This is a genomic window from Bacillus sp. z50 (assembly GCF_058313585.1).
In genome coordinates, this window is record NZ_JBZFQL010000004.1 from 76,722 (window position 1) to 96,760 (window position 20,039).

A 20,039-nucleotide genomic window follows, 5' to 3' on the forward strand; every position below is an offset into this window, starting at 1 on the left:
ATACCATTAAACGGCTATACTTGTTATGATATATAAAATAGGAATCTAAATGGAATTAATTCAACTTATAATTTTAGAAGGAGAGCCATATGTCAGATAAACATTTAATTGTACTTGATCTAGATGGAACATTATTGAAAGATGATAAAACCATTTCTCCACGTACTAAAAAAGTATTGCAAACATTACAAAATAATGGTCATGAAGTGATGATTGCTACTGGGAGACCATACCGATCCAGTGAACCTTATTATCGTGAAATGCAATTTAAAACCCCGATTGTGAATTTTAATGGAGCTTTTATTCACCATCCCCTCCATACAGGCTGGGGCATGCATCATTCGCCGCTAGATATAAAAGTGGCAAAAGACATTGTGGAAGCTATGGACGATTATCGTTTACACAATATTATTGCCGAGGTAAAGGATGATGTGTATTTCCATTACCATGATGAAAAATTAATTGATATTTTGCATCACGGCAGCAGCAATATAACTACAGGTGATCTACGCCAATTTCTACAGGCTTCCCCTACTTCGATGCTTATTCATTCCGATGAAAATGATGTCGCCGGAATCAGGAAACACCTTTCGGATGTCCATGCTGAAGTCATTGATCACAGACGCTGGGCAGATCCATGGCATGTCATCGAAATCGTTAGAAATGGAATGAGCAAAGCAGTTGGTGTTGATTTGGTATCAAAAGATTTAGGAATTTCCAGAAAAAATATTATCGCATTTGGCGATGAAGATAATGATCTAGAAATGCTTGATTATGTAGGAACCGGCGTAGCCATGGGAAATGGTATTGAACAGCTGAAAAATGTTGCTAATCACATTACATTATCAAATGAGGAAGATGGAATTGCAGTCTTCCTTGAAGAGAAATTTAATATAAAATCTGCGTGACTAACATAATCTCCGTCTGGTTATGATAGATATGACTCTTCCTTTCGAGTCACACCTTGAATGCAGGAGGTACTTCCATGGGAAAAAGAAATAAATCAAAGCGCTTTGTTCAACAAGGTAAAACGGCTGTGTCTAAACATAGTGAGCGATTCCCATATCGTTTAACGATGGCTGAGGCTGAAGAGAATCAAGATTCTTCTACCTGTGGAGGACTGTAAATGCGCAATGAATTATTTAGTCGGGCTCAAAAAGCTGTGGAATTGGCACAGATAGAAAGCTCTAATCAACAGGAACTAATCACTAAAGCACGCAATGAGCTATCTTCTGCATTTGCGAATTCAACACTGGCTGAGCAGGCGCAACTCCATCAAATGCAAGATGTGCTTGACTCCCTAGAAAACAGCATTCAATAATAAAAAGAGAGGGCACCAAGGTACACTCCTTGCGCCCTCTCTTTATTTCACTTGCTTGCCAATTTTGAATGGGTATCATTTGCCTCTTTATGAATAGATTCATACAAATCAATGAACCTTTCCACTACTGCTCCCCAAGAATTTTGCCTAGCCTTCTCTACTCCTGCCCGCCTGACTTTTTCCATATCTTTGTTGAATAAAACTTCCTTAACCTTTTGTTCAACAGAATCGACATCATCGAAAGACAACAAATAGCCATTCTTGCCATCCTGAATCATTTTTTCAAAGGAGGGGATATTGTTCAGCAATGCTACCCTTCCCGCTGCCATCGCCTCTAATGAAGATAACCCAAAACCTTCATATTCGGAAGCGGATATAAAATAGGACGCCTTGGCCATTTCCTCGAGGAGTTCCTCTTCAGATAATGCCTCACAAATAGCCACATGATTTCCAATTTCATATTCATCGATAAGTTTCTCTAACTCTCCCTTTAAGTTATCATAATCCCTTCCCACAATGGATAGGTGCACATCTGGGAATTCTACCTTCAGCTTCTTAATCAAAAGCAGAAGCTTGTCTATTCGTTTGTTCTTCGAGAATCTTCCAACAAAGATAAACCGATTCGGGTACCCATTTTCCTCTGCAATCGTATGATAATGGTCAAAGTTTATTCCGCATTCAATCAAATCTAGCCTCTCAGGACAGATTGGTCGAAATGATTTATAATCATTTTCACTGACAGCGACAATCCATTTCATATTCTTCAAACTATACTTCGTTACAGTATGGAAGTGAAGCTTTTTATAAAGGTAAAACTTCTTCGTGTGAAAGAACCCGCCATGTGTAGAGAGAATCATCGTTTTTTTATGAAATGGTTTTAATCCAGCTAAGTAATCGAGCAGGAAATCAACCCCATGGATATGAATTAAATCAAATTCAGAGATATAGTTGACAGCAGATAACGCAATAGGATATCTCCGCGAACCGAAATAAGGAATTCTCTTGATTTTAATCCCATTTATAATGGCAGAATCGGAAAATTTTTCACCATTTGAAAAATCTGCATTTAACGTTAATACTTCCGAATAAATCCCTCTTTCTTTTAGGTGGACGGCCAAGTTTTCCACATAATTTTCCATACCGCCAATAACTGGTTTGTATTGTCTGATGACATGGAGAACTCTCATGATGATTCACATCCTCTCATATATTCATTAAATTTCCTGCAATAATATGGACTGTTCTTTTATTTCCATCCATGCCCTATAGGCCAGACTATCGTCTATTTCAACATGTGAGAAGGTCAGTATTTCCCCTTCTTCTACAGGTTTTATAATCCTTACCGAATCTAAGAGTCCAATTGGTATATGGTTAGGCTCATCTTCAATCTTTAACGCTTTCCCTCTCACTTCAAAACTTCCAATGCCTCTATTGATGACAGTTCCAATATTCAGCTTCTTCTTAGCAATCGATCCCATGCTATAGGATGGAAAACAGCTATTATTTAATAATACTTCTTTCTTTTCAAAAACCCTTCTTATTGTTTTGACCACTTCAAGATGGCATAAATGAAAAGGCTGGATAATCGTATAATAAGGACCATCCCCTAGCTTCATATATTGAAGTGCATTACGCTGCCCCTGCATATCCAAATGCTTAGCCGTAATAAATACCCCAGCAGGAGCCTTTGACGACAGAACATAATCGCTGATTGGATATCCTAATTGATCGGCTTCTAATGCGAGTGCATTAGCCCCCTCCTGTAAATCTTCCGCGCTTATTCCCATTATCCCTGATGGCAAAAACTTTGTATTAAGCCCATTTGCCACAAGTGTTTGTTCAAACTCCACTTTCGTTCCATCAGTAAACGAGGTAACCATCTCTAAGCTGATTTTATTTCTATTCGACCAATAAAGCATATCCTTGGGTGAAGGATTAGGATTTAAAAATCCTTTTATATTGCCAAAAACCATTGGTTCAAATCCCATCTGAAGAACATTTTCTCTTAAAGCCGCCAAACAACCAGGCTGGTCTCCTTCTGCTTCTGTAATGTAACCTCGTTTGGCAAAATAGGAGCCTGTTGTAACTTGCAGCTCCGTATTCATTGTCACGACAGGAATTCCTGCTTCCATCACCTTAGCAATCATATCGGTGCCAAACAAAACATCCCCTGTACACTCAACAATTACATCTGAATGCTCAATCACCTCATCGACTGAATGGGTCAGTAAATCAGGATATCGGTAATCTCCTCGAGTATCTACCCTACTTCTTGTTAATACCTTTGTCACTTCTATATCATTAAATAAATGTAGTGCATTTACTAAACCTTTCCCAATAAACCCGCTTCCGATAATGCCCACTCTTTGTTTCATCATCTATCCAATTCTCCCCCCGGTATGGTATTAAGTCTTCTCTTTTCTTTTCTTATGAGAAGGAAATAGCTTGCAATTAAAGCAGCATGAAACCACACGAATCCCATTCTAAATCCATTATTGAAATTGAAATCAACTAAGATAAAAATACTAGCTGCTAAAAAGCCAAGAGGTATGAAATTAGATTTATGATAAACAGACAGAATCATCCAGGCGGCCCTTCCAAGAATCAGCAGGAAAATAATCAGACCAATGATACCCGTATCAAACAATACGGTTAAAAAAATATTGGCATTCCCTTTCCCAGCGTTTAATTCCCCTCCATAAATATACTCCTGCCTAATATCATCTCTCATTGATAATTCCGACATTCCGCCGCTGCCATTGCCGACTAGCGGATGCTTCGGGATATAATCAAGCATCAGCTGGATTGATGCAAACCGGCTGTCTGCTGCTCCCTGGTCGGTTTCAAGACTTGTGCTTGGATTGAAGCGATCATATACGTTCATGAAAATGTCCTGGTTTATGATGAAGAGTACCATCGCCCCCACAATCATAATAATGGCTGAACTGGCAAGCAGTTTAATCGCTCTCATATTTTTTGTGATAATTAAAATAAAGAGTATTGCTACAATTAAGGATAGAATGCTTGCTCTGGCCATACTGATAAATACACCTACAAAACACATAAACATGCCAATCAAAATAAAGAGCTGTGAAAATAAACGGGAATCCTTTCTTAAATACATCACGACAAACCAGACAGCGGAATATCCGGCAAATAAGCCATACCAGTCAGGTTCATGGGCAAATGATGAAGGTCTAGGAATTCCTATCTCTTCATAATGGCTGAGCCCAAATTCAAATCCAAAAAAGAATCCAATCCATTGCAGGATTCCGACAAAAGTTACAATAACACCCGAAATAATGGTGTATTTCAAAATCTTGTCAAAGTAAGAAAGTCCTTTACTATAGATGCATTGCACAGAAATAAAATAGAATAGGTTCAAAAATAGTTGCCCAACGACAGATTCCCAGAAATCCCCCACACTGATTAAATGGCCAATACTAAAAAAATAGCTGAAGACCCATAAATTAATCAGGATAAATAAGGGGGCATGTACAATTTCCCGTCTAGAGAGCAAATATTCAATCGCAAACTTTAAAAATAATGCTAGAAACAATATTTGAAAGATCCGTATATATGATCCCTGAAAGGTAATAAACGATCGGTCAATAAAAATGGACAGGGCAATGAAGGTGAAAATTCTCTCAACTGATAATGGAAAGAAAAAAATGACCGCTATAATCAATATGATGATAGGTAAATAGACAAGCGGTAAGGCAGCAAAGACTCCAACGACCATCGCAAGAATGACCGCCATTGCTATTTGAATAAACTGCCGATTATTGGTGTTCATGAGCAAGCTGTTCACCGATCCCCCTCCTTTTAGGAACTCCACCGTTATGATTTCCAATGACTATTCTAAGTAATGGGCCGTACTATTTCTTAATCTTGGATTAGTACCAATGAAGTCCATATTTTCTTGACTGACTGTTGCTGTAGCTTCTGCTATCTGTAAATAATATTTCTGCGTCGGCAATTTTTGGTCATCTTCATATGTATTTTGATTAAGATTGCCATTTCCAACATGAGAGAGAACGACTGCAGATCGGTTCTTCAGTTCCTCGGATTTTTTTCCATTATTTTTTAAATAATTCCCTTCAAGGAGAAAATCCTCCTGGCTATACATTTCAATCCCAGCCAGCCCATTTTCACTTATTTGATTTTTTCTTACTTCAAGACCAGAGCTCATTACGTTTAAATTTGCAATGAAGAGTCCCGTCGACTGGTTATGGCTAATTTCGTTATCAGAAATGCTGATTCCGTGCGCCTTATAACCTTGGATGTGGATTCCTTCCTTACGCCCATCAGCAATCCGATTACCCTGAACAGTAATGTCATTGAATTGCCTGATTCCATCTGGAAAATCTCCTGTCTGCTTTCCAATCTTGGATGCTTGAATGAATAAACCTTTCCCTCTGCTGGCGATGATTTCATTATTTTCAATGATTGTATTGTCCATTCCTGTCACGTAAATAGCATTGGCATCACCAGTGTTATATGTTTGCTCAACCCTATTATTCAAAACTTTGACATTTACGGACTTATTCTTCCAGCCTTCTACAAAGATGCCATCTCCACCGTATCCGCCTGTTTTTCCATAGCCTTTAATTGTATTGTTTTCAATTACCCCATCGCTGACTGTGCGAAAGGCAATCCCTGAATTCCGTGAGCCAGTCACTTCATTATTTCGAACAACAATATTTTCATGCTGCTCATGGCCGTCTTCAACAAGATGCCCGACTTCAATCCCAAAATCACCGGCATCATCGACCTTATTTCCCTCAATGGTGATATTATGACTGGACTTTCCTTCCTGATAACTGATGAATATACCATTTTGATGATCGGTGTGGTTGATGATATTATTCATGATTTGGACATTTTCCGTACTCTGCAACCCGATTATTCCATTTGAGCCCCCATCAATGATTCTTGAATCTCTGACCTTTCCGTTTTTCGTATTAAAGAGCATGATAGAGGCACTAGGAGAACGAACAACTTCAACCTCGCTAATATCAAAGCCATCCACAAATTGCAAAACAACTGTATGAGAATATCCGTCATTAATTTGCTTTTCCCGTTTTTCCTTCTCCCCATTAAATGTTAAAGCACTGATTTTAATATTTTGAGCATTCGATTCTGATACGAGAATAGAAGAATCATCCGGTGTACCTTTACTCTTTTCTAGATTTAGCTTAAGAATGGTTTTTCCTATCCCTTCACCTTTTAAGTGGACATTTGACTTTAAAATAATTTTTGTATCGACTTCGTAAACGCCTTTAGGCACGTTAACAATCCCTCCCCCATTGGCACTCACCTGGTCGATCTCCTCTTGAAGGTCGATTGACTTGGCCACCTCATCAACTGATGATTCTGGCAATCCATCTGTCTTATCAGGGGGCTTGATTTGGACAGCTAGAAAAAAAAGAGCACTCATAACAATCAAGATAACTAACCAAAATTTCGTATCCTTCAATAGTGAAGTCAAACGAACTTGTATAAGTATGGGCATCATTTAGTCTACTCCCTTTTAGTGGATTGCCATTTAATAAATTCAGTCAAATCTTTGTATTCTTAAATTATTGATTTCGTCTTAGTGACTTCCTTATTTAGCAATTCTTCCGGTGTAATGGCACCGCATAAATTTTCCTTAAGCCATTCTTCACTTCTTTGGTATAATCGTAACTCTAGCAACTGTTCAATCGTATTGGCATCAAAGCGATATTTTAATACTTTTGCAGGTATTCCTCCCACTATGGAATAAGGTGGAACATCCTTTGTAATGACAGAACCTGCGGCACAAATCGCTCCTTCACCTATCTCGATATCATTCATAATAAAGACATTTGCCCCAATCCAGACGTTATCTCTAATATTCACTTTCTTAAATTCCACATGGTAATCCCGATCTACCCAATTGATATTATTAACCACCTTTGAGGTGGAATAAAAAATGGGAGATGTCGATATGAAGTCAGTCGGATGACTGCCGAGACCGATTTTACTGTCTGGACCTATCGAACAAAAGGAACCTATATTGGCATGCATGATACTACAGTTAGCAGAAAAATAGGTGTAATCACCAATAGTTGTCTTCGAAATACTTGTGTATAAATTTATTGCGCAATTTTTTCCGACCTTTGTTGTTGCCGGATCTATTTCAACATAAGGACCAATAAATACTGACTTATTATTCTTCTTAAATATATAGACTCTCAATCCCCTTTTCAGCGAATGGGGGATCAGACCATATAAAAATTTGATAATGAGCTCCTCCTTTATTTATTACATAAAAGGATATTCACGTTTTCCGCTTGCTGACGCAGCAAAATCGGAGAATGCTTTTTGGATGGCAAACGCAACCTTTTTAAATTGTTTGCCCCTTAAAATATACCAACAGTATTTAACAAAATTTTTGCCGATAAAGAACATTAAAAATAGAAGAAAATTTAACTTGTTGGCATAAATGGACATAAACAGCAAATTATTTCTTGTTCCGTAATAATTGGAGAGAGGTGAACGATAGCCGGTAGTTGCTGAGATTTTGTGAAAAACAAGTGAATCAGGGACATATCGTAATTTATATCCAGCCTTTCTTATTTCAAGACTATAGGCTGCATCCTCATAATAAAGAAAATAATCTTCATTCAAGTACCCAACTTTATCAAGAATGTCCACCGGAAATAAAAACACACAACCAGTTAGAAAATTCTCATCACTAGCTATTTTTCCATTCCTCTCCAATGTTTTATGCAGTACTCGTCCTGTTAACCACTTTATATCTCCGCCCCCATACCATGTTTTATTGCGTTTACTGTGGTAATTGATATGGGAACAACAAGCACCAACTTCTTTATCCTTCTCACATTCAGCTACAAGCGGTTCAAGAAAATAGGGATCAACTTCTGTATCATTGTTTAGTAAGAGAAAGTAGTCAATATCAGCAATATGGCTAAGCGCATAGTGAATCCCTTTGTTATTCCCAGCGGCGAATCCGTGATTCCCACCCAGTTCAAGAAAATGGAACCTGGACTCTTCTATAAATTCTTTTAAACTAGCATTCTCTTTTGAAGCATTATCTACGACAACTACTTCATGATTGGCATATGTTATATTGTTCAGTGATTTCAAACAAGCAATCGTATCTTGCGTACCATTAAAATTCACAATTATCGTACAAACCTTTGGCTTCATACGCACCATATTCCTTCCTCTATTAGCGTTGGATCTCCGCTTCCTGATTAACTAACAACTTATTTTTGACGGTGTAATAAAAAAACTGGAAATTGCCAATCAAATATCTCCTCCACATGCGTCTCGGTTCTAACATAAGACGGAACACCCATTCCATCTTCAAGGTCCTTATAAGCTTAGGAGCACGCGGGATCCGACCTGATGCAAAATCAATATAAGCGCCAACGCCAAGTATGACTCTAGCATCAAGTACATCTTTATTCCGGTCAATCCATTTTTCTTGGATAGGCACTCCTCTGCCAACAATTAAGATATCTGGCGATACATCGTTAATCTGCTGAATAACTTCTTGATTCTCTTCATCACTAAAATATCCACTCCGTTGTCCAACAATCTTAATATTCGGCATGACTGCCTGTATATTTTGTTTAGCTAGTTCAGCAACGCCAGGACCTGCTCCAAGCAAAAACACACTGTACTCTTTTTCGCTCGCTAATTGCAACAGCATTGGGATAAAATCAGTCCCATTCAAATTTTCCTTAAGCTGGATACCGAACAACTTAGCTCCTAATCTAATCCCAAAGCCGTCATTCAGCAAAAAGTCAGCTCTATTGATGATTTCCCTGTAATCATTGTCCCTTTGCGCGATATTATAACAATGGGCATTTAAGAAATAGATTGCTGCTTTCTTTTTGTTTATGAGACGGGATTCTATCACACATAAGCCTTCCTTTATATTAAAGATATCCATTGCAACATTGCCCAAATGGGACTTTTTCATTTGGATCAGTCTCCTTAACCCCTATTTTCAGTCCATTTATCTGCTCATTATAAACTCAATGAATCTATCTATGATTGCTGAATTTTATTTCATGAGCACTGCTTCTTTTTCAAATAAATTGCTGAAATCCATATTTTGAGCCATTATATTAGCCTGTGCATAAGAAGAATGTGTACCAGCATCTGTCCACCGCCCTCTCAGCACATCAAATTTCAGTAAACCCTCCTTAATATAGTGATTATTGACATCTGTAATTTCCATTTCACCTCGCGCTGATGGGGTAAGCTGGTCAATTATCCTATAAACGGTCGAATCGTACATATAAATGCCCGTCACTGCATAGTTCGATTTTGGTACCATTGGTTTTTCTTCTATCGCGATGATTCTGCCGTCATATATAACCGGAACACCGAAACGTTTTGGATCCTCAACCTCTTTAATTAAAATTTTCGCGCCACTCTCCTGTTGCGCAAAATGCTGCACATAAGGTCGAATTGTATCTGTGAAAATATTGTCTCCAAGAATGACGACCATTTTCTCATTTTCAGTGAAATCGCGAGCAAGTCCAAGAGCCTCTGCTATACCGCCGGCCTTTTCCTGCACCTTATAAGAAAATTCAACTCCAAATTCAAAGCCGCTGCCAAGCAAATCAACTACATCCCCCATATGTTCTCTGCCCGTTACAATTAATATTTCTTCAATTCCGGACTCCTTCAGTTTATAAACTGAATGATAAATCATTGGATATTTTCCGATTGGAAGCAGATTTTTATTGGTGACCTTTGTTAAAGGATAAAGCCGCGATCCGGTACCTCCAGCAAGGATAATTCCTTTCATTTACAACACTCCCTATTAAGTTTTTTATCTCCTAACCTTTAAAACAATCGGTTTATTGAATAAGAAGGGAATAGATACTTCTTTTCTCACTAGCGCGATCCCTATGCATAACAGCATGGTGATTATGCCGCCAGAAAAAAAATGGATAAATTGATGACCAGGCAAAAAGGAGATAATTAAATAGACCACTCCTGCGGTGAAACCTGAGGTTCCAAATGTCATCAAAATTGACCTGTAGGGTAGAAGCTCCCTTTGCCGAATTTCAAATACTTTGCATACATCTCTTTGCTGCAGGTAAATACTAATAAAACATGAGATAACAGAAGCTATAGCTACCCCGATGTACCCAAATAACCCCATCAATGCTAGTCCTAGAACGATATTGCAAATAACCGTGATAAGCGCGTTTTTTAAAACTAGCTTTTGATTACCGGATATAAGTAAAGGCGTGTAAAAAACTGTAAAGCGAAGCGGGAATTTCATTAAATATATTAAAAAGATGATGGATCCGCTTAAATAAGTATCAGAGTATAAAAGATCGATAAACTCTTTATGATAGAAAAATAGAATCCAAAAAATAGGGAACATGACTAATGATAGTAATCGGCTTGATTCTGACCAGAGATTTAAGGCTTCTAGCTTCCGCCTTTGTATGCTGTATAAACGACCTAGTCTTGGTAGCATCGCTGTTATAACAGCTACAGTAATAATAGACATGAAAGGAATCTCTTTTGATGATATTGAATAAATTGCAAACAATTCTATTGAGTAGAATAACCAAATGATGACTTTATCACTTGTCTGTGTAATCACATCGATGGCTGTTACTGCTCCAACTGCCGCTGTATATTTAAGCTGCTGTTTTAATAATGGCAGATCTCCTTTTAAAGACATGCCATGAATCTTATGGAAAAACAGATGCAAAATGATGACTCTAACGATTTCAAACAGGGCAATCAGTTTAATTGTTAAGAGTAGCTCCTTTGTCGCATATAATGTATAGCCAATAATCAGGAAATAGGCAAAATAATAAGATAAATTAATAAAGCTATAAATTTTAGCCCTCTTAATAGAAACAAACAAATTTTCTAAATAACAGCCCATTATGGTTGCAAAGCTCCAAAATCCAATCCAAATCTCATATTTGCGCAATGGGCTATCCTTTAATAAAAACTCAATATTGTATAGAGTATACAGGCCGAAAATCATCAGTACACCAAGAATGAACAAAACCCAGAACGTATTGGTTATCACTAATGATTTTTCACGTTCATTATCCGTTTTGTTAAAGAAATAACTGAACGTTGTATGCATCTCAAACGGAATAAAAGCACCTACCATTACTGCAATCAAAAAGATTTGCTGATAAAGGCCCATTTCTGTTAAGGTCAGTAATCTGGCTATAAGAATAGTTAAAAAAACTTGGACAATTGATTTGGCAAATCGATTAATTGATAACAACATTGATTCTTTAATCATCAGTAACTCCCACCGTACGATTTAGAATAAGTCGATATAAAACATAAATATTATTTATGACTATCACTTCTTTCTTATTGTTCTTTCCTAATAAGCATTATTAGGAAAGAACATTACGATAAACGTTTTGCAAATGATTTTTATATCATAAAAGAAATGGCGCTTACGAATATAATAAAGGTCCAGCTCAACCATTTTTTCAAAGCCGACACTGCTTCTACCAGTAACCTGCCATAATCCTGTACAGCCGGGAATAACGGACAAACGCTGTTTATGATAGTCAGAGTAACTTTCTACCTCTCTCGGCAATGGCGGCCTGGGACCGACCAAACTCATCTCTCCTTTCAAAACATTCCACAGTTGTGGCAATTCATCAATACTCGTCTTGCGAATAAAACGTCCTATTTTTGTAACCCTAGGATCCTCTTTCATTTTAAAAATAGCCCCACTGGACTCATTTTGATTGAGCAGTGTCTCTATCAGTTGCTCTGCGTTCATCACCATAGATCTGAACTTATACATACAGAATGTTTTTCCATCCTTGCCTACACGTATTTGTTTAAAGAACACAGAAGCCTTAGGATCTTCAATTTTTATCAAGACGGCTACAATAAAAAATACAGGAATTAACAGCAGAAGACCCACTACAGCTAGAATAATGTCTAAGTATCTTTTAGATACTAGATATAATTTCTTGTTATCAAGCTCATTCGGTTCTGCGAACGCTTCCTGTGCAGTCCCTGCCTTAGAAGAAATCAATGAATTCACTCCTTTTTCTCCTGATATATGGTGGCTTTTACTTTTGGTTTGAGTTGTTCCAGTCCTTTAATTATTTTTCCATTCCAGCCCCCTTTTGTTCTCAATAACGAATTTTATAGGTATACTAAAGAGTGATTGAATTAATCAGAGAAAGAATTTCATTCACTCTTTTTCCCATGAATATGCTTACTTTTACTTTTGGCTTGAATATTCAGTCCTTCTATTACGTTTCTATATAGCTCTCTTTGTTCTTAATAACGAACTATATAAATGTACTAAAGAGTCACTGAGCTAATCATAGGAAGAATTTCATCCCATTCCATGCTAATTCTATGCACATCTTCCTCCGTCAGCGAACTACCTTTTTGAACTTCAATTAATTCCAAGTCGGAAATAGCTTTCAATGCATGTCTTGTGCCAGCTGGAATTTCAATTACGCTTCCCGGCTTCACATCGTATATATATTCATTCAGTACCAAAGAACCCTCACCTTTGAGAATAGTCCAAACTTCCTTTCTCTTATTATGCTCCTGATAGCTTAAATTGCTGCCGGCATGAATGGTTATTCTTTTTGTGAGCACTTCTGTCCCATTATCATAGACGGTTTGATCAAGGACTTTATACGACCCCCATCGTCTCTCTTCATACATCGGCCTTTGATTAAAATGAAATATGAATTTCTTAAGATCATGACTCAAACCTTTATTGGCAACTAAGATGCCATCGGGGCTCGCGACAACCACCGCATCTGGCATACCAAGAACCGCAACTGGAATGTCCAGCTCATTGATGATATGGGTATTATGAGATTTTGGGCAAATAACACCTAAGCCTTGAACAGTCTCGATCATTTGCTCAGTTAAGGTGCTCCAAATCCCCAGGTCCCTCCATATTCCTTTATAGGGGAGAGCGACAATATTCTTCGTTTTCTCGACAACTTCAAAATCAAAACTAATACTAGGCAGGAGTTCATAGACATTTTGTAGCTGTTCGTACTCTATAGGCAAATTCATTTCTTCTAAAATCGAAATCATAAAACCTAACTTAAATGCAAATACACCACAATTCCATAATGCCTCTTCCTTTATCAATCTTTGTGCATACTCTTCTGTCGGCTTTTCTACAAAATGGCTAACAAGAACTAGCCCATCATTTTTCTTTTCTGGAACGATGTAGCCAAAACTAGTAGAAGGATAGCTTGGTTCCACTCCCATTAAAGCAATACTGCAATCTGTTGTGTTTAGCGTATCCTCCAATTTTTTCACAGATTCATAGAAATCATTTTCCACGTAAGAATCAATGGGCAAAACGGAAACTACTTCATCTAGGCTGATTCCTTTGATCGAATATAGGTAGGAGGCAGCAAGAGCAATTGCCGGAAAAGTATCCCGCCGCTCTGGCTCAATAATAAGGGGAACGTTTGAGCCGAGCTGATTTTTCAGGATATCCACTTGTTTCTTACTCGTCGCAATAACTGCCGACTTCATTAGTCCTACTTCATCCATTTGTCGCCATACTCTCTGAGACATTGATTCGTTTGTCTTATCATGCCCTTCCAATACTTTCAGAAATTGCTTTGAACGTGAATCATTAGATAAAGGCCATAATCTTTGCCCCGATCCTCCAGATAAAAGGATAACCTGCATTTAACCACTCCTTAATAATCAGTTATATTGATAAGCCTTTGGTTTTATTGGATTTCCATTTAATGAAGCTCCCAATAATTCCGCTTTGGAATCTTGTAAAACATTTACTGCCTTTCTTGCATCTTCTTTTAATGTCTGACCGCTTTTCACGACCAGCATGGAAGCTTCACAAAGATTAGCAAGTATTTGCGTTTCAGCGGTATACAAGATAGGTGAAGTATCAAATATTATGGTGTCATATTGCTGGCTTAGAATCGAGATAATGTCCTCTATTCGATTTGCTGTTAAGAGCTCGTACGATGTTTTGGTTACGGGACCGCTCTGGATGATATGGAGATTTGGTATATCTGAAATGCATATAGCTTCATCCACAGTCGCTTTGCCAGCAAGAATAGCTGTTAAGCCATCAGATTGTTTAAGGTCAAATAATTTATGAATCTTCGGTCTTCTTAAATCAGCATCAATGACGATGACTTTTTTATCATGCTGGGCCAGCACGATACCCAGATTTGCGGCGGTGGTCGTTTTGCCGTCCCCGTGGTTTGGAGATGTGACAAGCAGAGTCTGGATGTCTTTACCAATTCGAGAAAACGTTATGCTTGAGCGCAGCAATCTGTACTGCTCACTCACAATCGATTGTTTATAAATTTGTGCATATTTCGCTCTTTCCTTGCTCACCAGCAAGTCTTTATTTCTATTACGACTCAAATGTACGTCCTCCTATTTTCACCCGGCTGTCCTCCATCTGCCTTTCCATGCTTTTGCTGCTAACTTTAATTTCCGGGATATTTCCGATAACCGGTATACCTAATTCATAAAGGATATCTTTTTCATCTCTGATTGTAGGGTCGAGGTACTCCAACAAGAAAGCTACCCCAATAGCACAAAATAAGCCTAATGAAAAACCAATCAGTACATTTCTAATCATATCTGGATTAAATATCCCATAAGGCTCTTCAACATTTGCATTCGCGAGAATATGAATATTATCAATATTCATTAATGTAGTAACCTCTTGCTGGAATACTGTCGCAATACTATCGGCCATTTTCGCTGCCAGAACAGGGTCCTGATCCTTGACGACTATTTCAACAACTTGAGAATTTTGAGTCGTGTTTACTGTGACTTGCTCATTTAATTTATCGATGCTTCTGTCAAGGCTGAGCTCACTAATTACATCTGCTAGAATAGCCTGGCTCTTGATCAACATACTGTATGTATGAATCAATTCAATATTCGCACGGACTTGATTAGGGTCGATTAAATTAGTTTCATTGCTATCAGTTTTGGCGTCCTCTTTTTTTGTTTTCTTATCCTGATTTTGTTGTTCGTTCGTGTTCATAGTGTCGTTGACAAGAATTTGTGTGGATGATTCATACGAAGGAGATAAAAAGAGATAGGAAATAATGCCACTGGCCAGAGCCGCTATTAACGTCATCAAAATAATAAGTACTAACCGTCTCTTTAATACACTTAAAATATCCTTAAAACTTACTGTATCTTCCATCCCAACCTCCATACATTTCTTTTTTTGTTCTCAAAAGAGAACTTATTGTTGATTGTAGTATAGAACCTAGAATTAGAAAAGGGTTTAAATTGTCAAAATTTGTATTTTGGTAAAATTTATTTATTTTACGGTATTTCAGTTTATATTGATTCTAAATAATGAATGTAAGCCTTTTCGTATTTTTATATACTTATCCACCAGTCGATTTAATAATCAAAGGTAATAATTTATAATGAACAGCCCTTGGCCATGTTTTCTTAACACCATTTCAAAATAATTTAAATTACTTTACCTTCGCTTTTTTATAAGATAAATGTTTTTCGCAAAAAAAAGCATTTATTGTAAGCGCTTTCTATATTGAGGATAGTTAGTTCTCTATGCATCTTCATTCTTATCCTACATTCAAAAATAAACCCTTTCCGTTCGCTCTAAAGCACATGGAAAGGGTTTATTCCTTGTCAATCTTTCCGGAAAGAACCGATAACTCCGGTAGATTGAACGATATTTGTAAATGCATGTGGGTCTACTTCCTGAATAACACTCTGTAAATCATATAGCTCATAACGGCTTATCACAATCATTAGCATATTTTTATCTTCGCCTGTAAAGGCTCCAACAGCAGGAATCATTGTTATTCCGCGTACCAGCTTGGAATGAATCGCCTGCTTCAATTCATCTGCATGTCTTGTTACAATCATAGCTGTAACTTTTATATGTCTTGTATGAATAGCATCAATTACTCTCGTAGAAACATATAATGAAATTAATGTATAAAGTGCCTGTTCTTCTGAATACATAAGCCCCGCAATGGCTACAATAGCTCCATTCAGCATTAAAAAGTAAATGCCGATTGGCTTATCATTGATTCTAGAAAGAATCATTGCCACGATATCCATACCACCAGTGGAAGCACCGAATCGCAGTGTGATTCCCACACCGGCCGCTCCAATTACACCGCCGAAAACAGCATTTAGGATAATATCATCTGAATAGGATTGTACCGGTAATATTTCTAAGAATAATGACATTAATACAACAGCTAAAAAGCTGTACACTGTGAAAGACCTTCCAACCTTAAACCATGCAAGAATAGCAATCGGAATATTAAGAGCAAGTAATAATATACCTGTAGATAAATTAATATTCGTAAACATGTCCAATGCTGCTGATATAATTTGGGCTGTACCCGTGAACCCACTCGCAAACACGTTTGCAGGTATCAAGAAATAATTCATTGCGATTGCATTTAATAAAGCTCCAACCACAACAGCCAGTATTTTTTTTGTTTCATTCCAAACCAAATTTAGCTCCTCCTTAAGTTGACAACTGAAAATAAATTCCCCATGATAGATAGATATGTGAACAATTTTTGTTTTCTATAAAAGATAATAGACTTATAATTAAACTAAGTAAATTTTAAAAAAGTAGGTGTCTATATGAGTGTACAAATTTTGGCTGATAGTGCAAGCGATTTGCCATTAGAATACTTCCAGGATAACAACATCATTCTTTTTCCATTAAAAGTACATCTTGATGACAATGAATATGATGATCAAGTTACAATCAAACCAAAAGTAGTCTACGATGCCATGCGCGAAGGAAAAGCACCCAAAACATCACAGGTGTCTCCACAAAGTTTTTACGAAAAATTCGAAGAGCTGGCAAAAAATAAACAACCCGGACTTTATGTCGCATTTTCTTCCGAATTAAGCGGTACCTATCAAACAGCTGTTATGATGAGAGACGAAGTTAAAGCTGAGTACCCGGATCTTCAATTAGAAATTGTCGACAGTAAATGCGCGTCTTTGGGCTATGGCCTAGTCGTCATGGAAGCCGTACGCAAAGCTGCTAAAGGAGCCAGTCTTGAAGAACTGAAAGAAACAGCACAGTTTTCAGCCTCCCATATGGAACATTTATTTACGGTAGACAATTTGGAATACCTGGCTCGAGGTGGCCGAATTTCCAAAACATCTGCTTTTTTCGGCGGGTTATTGAATATCAAGCCACTGCTAAATGTTGAAGATGGCAAACTGGTTCCACTGGATAAATTCCGCGGCCGCAAAAAACTGATGCAAGCCGTCATCGATGTAATGAAAGAACGAGGAGACCAATTAGATAAACAAATAATTGGAATCAGTCATGGCGATGATATCGAAAAAGCTATGGAATTCAAGCAATTAATTGAAGAAAATTTCCAACCAAAATCCGTATATATTTCATCTGTCGGTGCAACTGTTGGCGCTCATGCCGGTCCAGGTACCATTGCGATATTTTTCTTAAATAAACTATCCTGAAATACATTCTGATGTATACATATTTTCCCCTACTTGCAGCATACTACACATATTCGTAGTAAATAATTTGCAAAGGGGTAAGTAAGCACACATGGGATATCATACTTCAGATAATGATAAAAAAGCCAGAGATAACCAAGCTAAAAATGAAATTAAAAATATTCAGGAAGAGAAAAACCGAAAAGCCGGAAAAAAATCTTTTTCAAAAAAGACTGATCACTTATAAGTAAAATCTCCATTTCAACATATTAACTGTGTATAAAGAGGATTTCAATAAAAAATCCTCTTTTTTACTTGTAATTGAACTTATATAGTGCTTTTTTTATAATAAAATAAAAACGGAGGGATCGTATGGCTAAAGAAAGCTCATTTGACGTGGTGTCAAAAATCGATTTATCAGAGGTAACAAATGCTGTAACGATGGCAATGAAGGAAGTAAAAACACGTTATGATTTTAAAGGTAGCAAAAGTGATATTAAGCTGGAAAATGAGGAACTCGTGCTTGTTTCTGACGATGATTACAAAATGGGGCAGTTAAAGGATGTTTTGATGAGCAAGCTCATAAAACGCGGCGTTCCCATCAAGAACCTTGATTATGGAAAAATGGAAGGCGCTTCAGGCGGCACAGTTCGTCAACGAGCTAAATTAGTTCAAGGAATAGATAAAGACAACGCAAAGAAAATTAATTTAATTGTTAAAAATGTGGGTAACAAAGTTAAATCTCAAATACAGGACGATCAAATCCGTGTGACCGGAAAAAGCAAGGATGATCTTCAGCAAGTTATTGCAGCCATTCGGGAAGCGGATCTTTCTATTGAAGTTCAATTTATCAACTTCCGCTAGTAGTTACATAGGTTTGAAGAGCTACTTATAGAGGCATATTGAATTGCATCTAAAAAGCCATCGGCTACACGATGGCTTTTTTTCTATTTTTCAGGTTTAATATAGGGAACTATTTGTGCAGTGATGCCCACTGAAGCCCAGGAATAAAACTCTTATTCTCTAATGCTTTAAAATTTTCAGTCCATCCAGTGAGCATTACCCTTAATAGCCCAACCTTCTCAAAGGGTTTATTTTTAATTCGGTTAAAAAATCCTGAATTTCTTCACTATCACTACTTGGATCCTATTGTTTTGAGCATTAACAAAACGACATTAAAATCAGCAAATCATCACATTTTTTTACATACACCTTATTTTTCAGTGCTTTTTTTGTAAGTAATAAAACATCCTTAACTTTAATCCTATTTCCATGTTTCTTTTTCCATAAATGAGGAATAACAATAGGGAAACATTAATTGGAAAGGATGTTGTGAAATGAATGAAGATATAAAAATCGGTAAAGATGGATTTCCAGCCCAAGAACAGGATACTCAACCTGGTGTAACAAACGAAATGCATCCTGAACCAAAAGAAGTCGATGAAAATTATAAAGGCAGCGATAAATTAAAAGGAAAAGTAGCGATTATCACAGGCGGAGACAGTGGGATTGGCCGATCTGTTGCCCACTATTATGCTAAAGAAGGCGCCAATGTTGCGATTGTGTATTTGAATGAACACGAGGATGCGAATAAAGCAAAAGATTTAGTGGAAAACGAAGGCGTACAATGCATGCTATTGGCTGGAGATATAGGTGACAGTGCTTTTTGCCGCGAAGTCGCCGAAAAAGTTAAAAGTGAATTCGGCAAAATTGATATCTTAGTCAATAACGCAGCTGAACAGCATCCTCAGGAGAGCCTGTTGGATATCAGTGATGAACAATTAGAAAAAACATTTAGAACCAATATCTTTTCACAATTCTATTTAACAAAAGCTGTCCTTCCTCACTTATCTAAAGGAAGCTCCATCATTAATACAACTTCTGTAACAGCCTATCAAGGTAATGCACAATTGATTGATTATTCTTCAACGAAAGGTGCCATTGTATCCTTTACACGTGCGCTTTCCAATAGTATTGCCAGCAAAGGAATCCGCGTGAATGCAGTAGCACCGGGACCAATTTGGACACCATTAATTCCTGCTACATTCGAGGCTGATAAAGTGGCTGAATTTGGTAAAAACGTTCCACTTGGACGTGCTGGACAACCATCCGAATTAGCCCCAACTTATGTTTATTTGGCAAGTGATGATTCCAGCTATGTCAGCGGACAGGTCCTTCATGTCAATGGCGGCTCTGTTGTGAATGGGTAATTAACGATTCTAGATCATATACACAAAGA

The 20,039-nt window shown here is 37.4% G+C and carries 21 protein-coding genes and 1 pseudogene; 7 read left to right on the forward strand and 15 right to left on the reverse strand.

The annotated features are described in order from the left end of the window. Window positions 1–89 precede the first annotated feature (89 nt). The 3 genes from AC4G3N_RS12955 to AC4G3N_RS12965 all read left to right on the forward strand — a co-directional run bounded on the left by AC4G3N_RS12955 (window position 90) and on the right by AC4G3N_RS12965 (window position 1,321). A complete protein-coding gene (locus AC4G3N_RS12955; RefSeq protein WP_066101526.1) occupies window positions 90–908 on the forward strand; it encodes a Cof-type HAD-IIB family hydrolase in 819 nt (272 codons plus the stop codon). Between the two features lie 77 nt (window positions 909–985). Then, window positions 986–1,126: a competence protein gene (locus tag AC4G3N_RS12960; RefSeq protein WP_066101530.1), complete on the forward strand. Its 141-nt coding sequence runs from the start codon at window positions 986–988 to the stop codon at window positions 1,124–1,126. Continuing rightward, window positions 1,127–1,321 carry a DUF3813 domain-containing protein gene (locus AC4G3N_RS12965; protein ID WP_066101532.1) on the forward strand — a complete coding sequence of 65 codons (195 nt, stop codon included), beginning with the start codon at window positions 1,127–1,129 and terminating at the stop codon, window positions 1,319–1,321. Window positions 1,322–1,368: 47 nt separating this feature from the next. On the opposite strand, the gene AC4G3N_RS12970 is transcribed toward AC4G3N_RS12965, so the two are convergent. The 14 genes from AC4G3N_RS12970 to AC4G3N_RS13035 form a co-directional block, all read right to left on the reverse strand. Next, on the reverse strand, window positions 1,369–2,508 hold the full coding sequence (locus AC4G3N_RS12970; protein ID WP_140461153.1) for a glycosyltransferase family 4 protein: 1,140 nt from the start codon (window positions 2,506–2,508) through the stop codon (window positions 1,369–1,371). Window positions 2,509–2,535: 27 nt separating this feature from the next. Then, the gene (locus AC4G3N_RS12975; protein WP_066101538.1) at window positions 2,536–3,699 is read right to left on the reverse strand and encodes an NAD(P)-dependent oxidoreductase; all 1,164 of its coding nucleotides are present in this window, start codon (window positions 3,697–3,699) and stop codon (window positions 2,536–2,538) included. After that, entirely contained in the window at window positions 3,696–5,132 is a 1,437-nt protein-coding gene (locus AC4G3N_RS12980; protein WP_491090316.1) for an O-antigen ligase family protein, read from the reverse strand. The genes AC4G3N_RS12975 and AC4G3N_RS12980 overlap by 4 nt, the downstream gene beginning before the upstream one ends. 45 nt (window positions 5,133–5,177) lie before the next feature. Continuing rightward, complete coding sequence (locus tag AC4G3N_RS12985) at window positions 5,178–6,839, reverse strand: right-handed parallel beta-helix repeat-containing protein (RefSeq protein WP_140461152.1); 1,662 nt, start codon at window positions 6,837–6,839, stop codon at window positions 5,178–5,180. Between the two features lie 59 nt (window positions 6,840–6,898). Then, a complete protein-coding gene (locus AC4G3N_RS12990; RefSeq protein WP_066101544.1) occupies window positions 6,899–7,543 on the reverse strand; it encodes a CatB-related O-acetyltransferase in 645 nt (214 codons plus the stop codon). A 66-nt stretch (window positions 7,544–7,609) separates the two neighbouring features. Continuing rightward, window positions 7,610–8,527 (reverse strand): glycosyltransferase family 2 protein, encoded by a 918-nt coding sequence (locus tag AC4G3N_RS12995; RefSeq protein ID WP_066101547.1) that lies wholly within the window; start codon window positions 8,525–8,527, stop codon window positions 7,610–7,612. Window positions 8,528–8,540: 13 nt separating this feature from the next. Beyond that, window positions 8,541–9,299, reverse strand: coding sequence for a WecB/TagA/CpsF family glycosyltransferase (locus AC4G3N_RS13000; protein WP_491090317.1), 759 nt, complete (start codon window positions 9,297–9,299; stop codon window positions 8,541–8,543). An 84-nt stretch (window positions 9,300–9,383) separates the two neighbouring features. Next, entirely contained in the window at window positions 9,384–10,136 is a 753-nt protein-coding gene (locus AC4G3N_RS13005; RefSeq protein WP_066101553.1) for a sugar phosphate nucleotidyltransferase, read from the reverse strand. Window positions 10,137–10,160: 24 nt separating this feature from the next. Further along, window positions 10,161–11,615 carry an oligosaccharide flippase family protein gene (locus AC4G3N_RS13010; RefSeq protein WP_066101556.1) on the reverse strand — a complete coding sequence of 485 codons (1,455 nt, stop codon included), beginning with the start codon at window positions 11,613–11,615 and terminating at the stop codon, window positions 10,161–10,163. Window positions 11,616–11,702: 87 nt separating this feature from the next. Then, entirely contained in the window at window positions 11,703–12,374 is a 672-nt protein-coding gene (locus AC4G3N_RS13015) for a sugar transferase (protein ID WP_066102381.1), read from the reverse strand. Between the two features lie 275 nt (window positions 12,375–12,649). Next, entirely contained in the window at window positions 12,650–14,020 is a 1,371-nt protein-coding gene (locus AC4G3N_RS13020; protein ID WP_139891445.1) for a sugar phosphate nucleotidyltransferase, read from the reverse strand. 18 nt (window positions 14,021–14,038) lie between these two features. Next, window positions 14,039–14,728: a CpsD/CapB family tyrosine-protein kinase gene (locus AC4G3N_RS13025; RefSeq protein ID WP_077247960.1), complete on the reverse strand. Its 690-nt coding sequence runs from the start codon at window positions 14,726–14,728 to the stop codon at window positions 14,039–14,041. Further along, a complete protein-coding gene (locus tag AC4G3N_RS13030; protein WP_066101564.1) occupies window positions 14,718–15,527 on the reverse strand; it encodes a YveK family protein in 810 nt (269 codons plus the stop codon). Before AC4G3N_RS13030 ends, AC4G3N_RS13025 begins: the two co-directional genes overlap by 11 nt. Window positions 15,528–15,985: 458 nt before the next feature. Then, the gene (locus tag AC4G3N_RS13035) at window positions 15,986–16,828 is read right to left on the reverse strand and encodes a YitT family protein (RefSeq protein ID WP_066101567.1); all 843 of its coding nucleotides are present in this window, start codon (window positions 16,826–16,828) and stop codon (window positions 15,986–15,988) included. A 135-nt stretch (window positions 16,829–16,963) separates the two neighbouring features. Here AC4G3N_RS13035 and AC4G3N_RS13040 point away from each other — a divergent pair, with 135 nt between their 5' ends. The 3 genes from AC4G3N_RS13040 (at window position 16,964) to AC4G3N_RS13050 (ending at window position 18,664) form a co-directional block, all read left to right on the forward strand. Next, entirely contained in the window at window positions 16,964–17,821 is an 858-nt protein-coding gene (locus AC4G3N_RS13040) for a DegV family protein (protein WP_139891446.1), read from the forward strand. 91 nt (window positions 17,822–17,912) lie between these two features. After that, window positions 17,913–18,047, forward strand: a complete 135-nt coding sequence (locus tag AC4G3N_RS13045) for a DUF3941 domain-containing protein (protein WP_077247962.1) — start codon at window positions 17,913–17,915, stop codon at window positions 18,045–18,047. 125 nt (window positions 18,048–18,172) lie between these two features. Further along, window positions 18,173–18,664, forward strand: a complete 492-nt coding sequence (locus tag AC4G3N_RS13050) for a YajQ family cyclic di-GMP-binding protein (protein ID WP_066101573.1) — start codon at window positions 18,173–18,175, stop codon at window positions 18,662–18,664. An 83-nt stretch (window positions 18,665–18,747) separates the two neighbouring features. Here AC4G3N_RS13050 and AC4G3N_RS13055 read toward each other — a convergent pair. Beyond that, window positions 18,748–18,928: pseudogene (locus AC4G3N_RS13055) on the reverse strand (hypothetical protein); the annotation flags it as partial. Window positions 18,929–19,137: 209 nt separating this feature from the next. Here AC4G3N_RS13055 and AC4G3N_RS13060 point away from each other — a divergent pair. Then, window positions 19,138–20,010 carry an SDR family oxidoreductase gene (locus AC4G3N_RS13060; RefSeq protein ID WP_066101576.1) on the forward strand — a complete coding sequence of 291 codons (873 nt, stop codon included), beginning with the start codon at window positions 19,138–19,140 and terminating at the stop codon, window positions 20,008–20,010. Window positions 20,011–20,039: the final 29 nt, after the last annotated feature.

Excerpts from the sequence above, each read along its gene's own strand:
- AC4G3N_RS12955 (WP_066101526.1), top strand. The coding sequence starts at position 90 with ATGTCAGATAAACATTTAATTGTACTTGATCTAGATGGAACATTATTG.
- AC4G3N_RS12960 (WP_066101530.1), top strand. The coding sequence starts at position 986 with ATGGGAAAAAGAAATAAATCAAAGCGCTTTGTTCAACAAGGTAAAACG.
- AC4G3N_RS12965 (WP_066101532.1), top strand. The coding sequence starts at position 1,127 with ATGCGCAATGAATTATTTAGTCGGGCTCAAAAAGCTGTGGAATTGGCA.
- AC4G3N_RS12970 (WP_140461153.1), bottom strand. The coding sequence starts at position 2,508 with ATGAGAGTTCTCCATGTCATCAGACAATACAAACCAGTTATTGGCGGT.
- AC4G3N_RS12975 (WP_066101538.1), bottom strand. The coding sequence starts at position 3,699 with ATGATGAAACAAAGAGTGGGCATTATCGGAAGCGGGTTTATTGGGAAA.
- AC4G3N_RS12985 (WP_140461152.1), bottom strand. The coding sequence starts at position 6,839 with ATGATGCCCATACTTATACAAGTTCGTTTGACTTCACTATTGAAGGAT.
- AC4G3N_RS12995 (WP_066101547.1), bottom strand. The coding sequence starts at position 8,527 with ATGGTGCGTATGAAGCCAAAGGTTTGTACGATAATTGTGAATTTTAAT.
- AC4G3N_RS13000 (WP_491090317.1), bottom strand. The coding sequence starts at position 9,299 with ATGAAAAAGTCCCATTTGGGCAATGTTGCAATGGATATCTTTAATATA.
- AC4G3N_RS13005 (WP_066101553.1), bottom strand. The coding sequence starts at position 10,136 with ATGAAAGGAATTATCCTTGCTGGAGGTACCGGATCGCGGCTTTATCCT.
- AC4G3N_RS13010 (WP_066101556.1), bottom strand. The coding sequence starts at position 11,615 with ATGATTAAAGAATCAATGTTGTTATCAATTAATCGATTTGCCAAATCA.
- AC4G3N_RS13020 (WP_139891445.1), bottom strand. The coding sequence starts at position 14,020 with ATGCAGGTTATCCTTTTATCTGGAGGATCGGGGCAAAGATTATGGCCT.
- AC4G3N_RS13030 (WP_066101564.1), bottom strand. The coding sequence starts at position 15,527 with ATGGAAGATACAGTAAGTTTTAAGGATATTTTAAGTGTATTAAAGAGA.
- AC4G3N_RS13040 (WP_139891446.1), top strand. The coding sequence starts at position 16,964 with ATGAGTGTACAAATTTTGGCTGATAGTGCAAGCGATTTGCCATTAGAA.
- AC4G3N_RS13045 (WP_077247962.1), top strand. The coding sequence starts at position 17,913 with ATGGGATATCATACTTCAGATAATGATAAAAAAGCCAGAGATAACCAA.
- AC4G3N_RS13050 (WP_066101573.1), top strand. The coding sequence starts at position 18,173 with ATGGCTAAAGAAAGCTCATTTGACGTGGTGTCAAAAATCGATTTATCA.
- AC4G3N_RS13060 (WP_066101576.1), top strand. The coding sequence starts at position 19,138 with ATGAATGAAGATATAAAAATCGGTAAAGATGGATTTCCAGCCCAAGAA.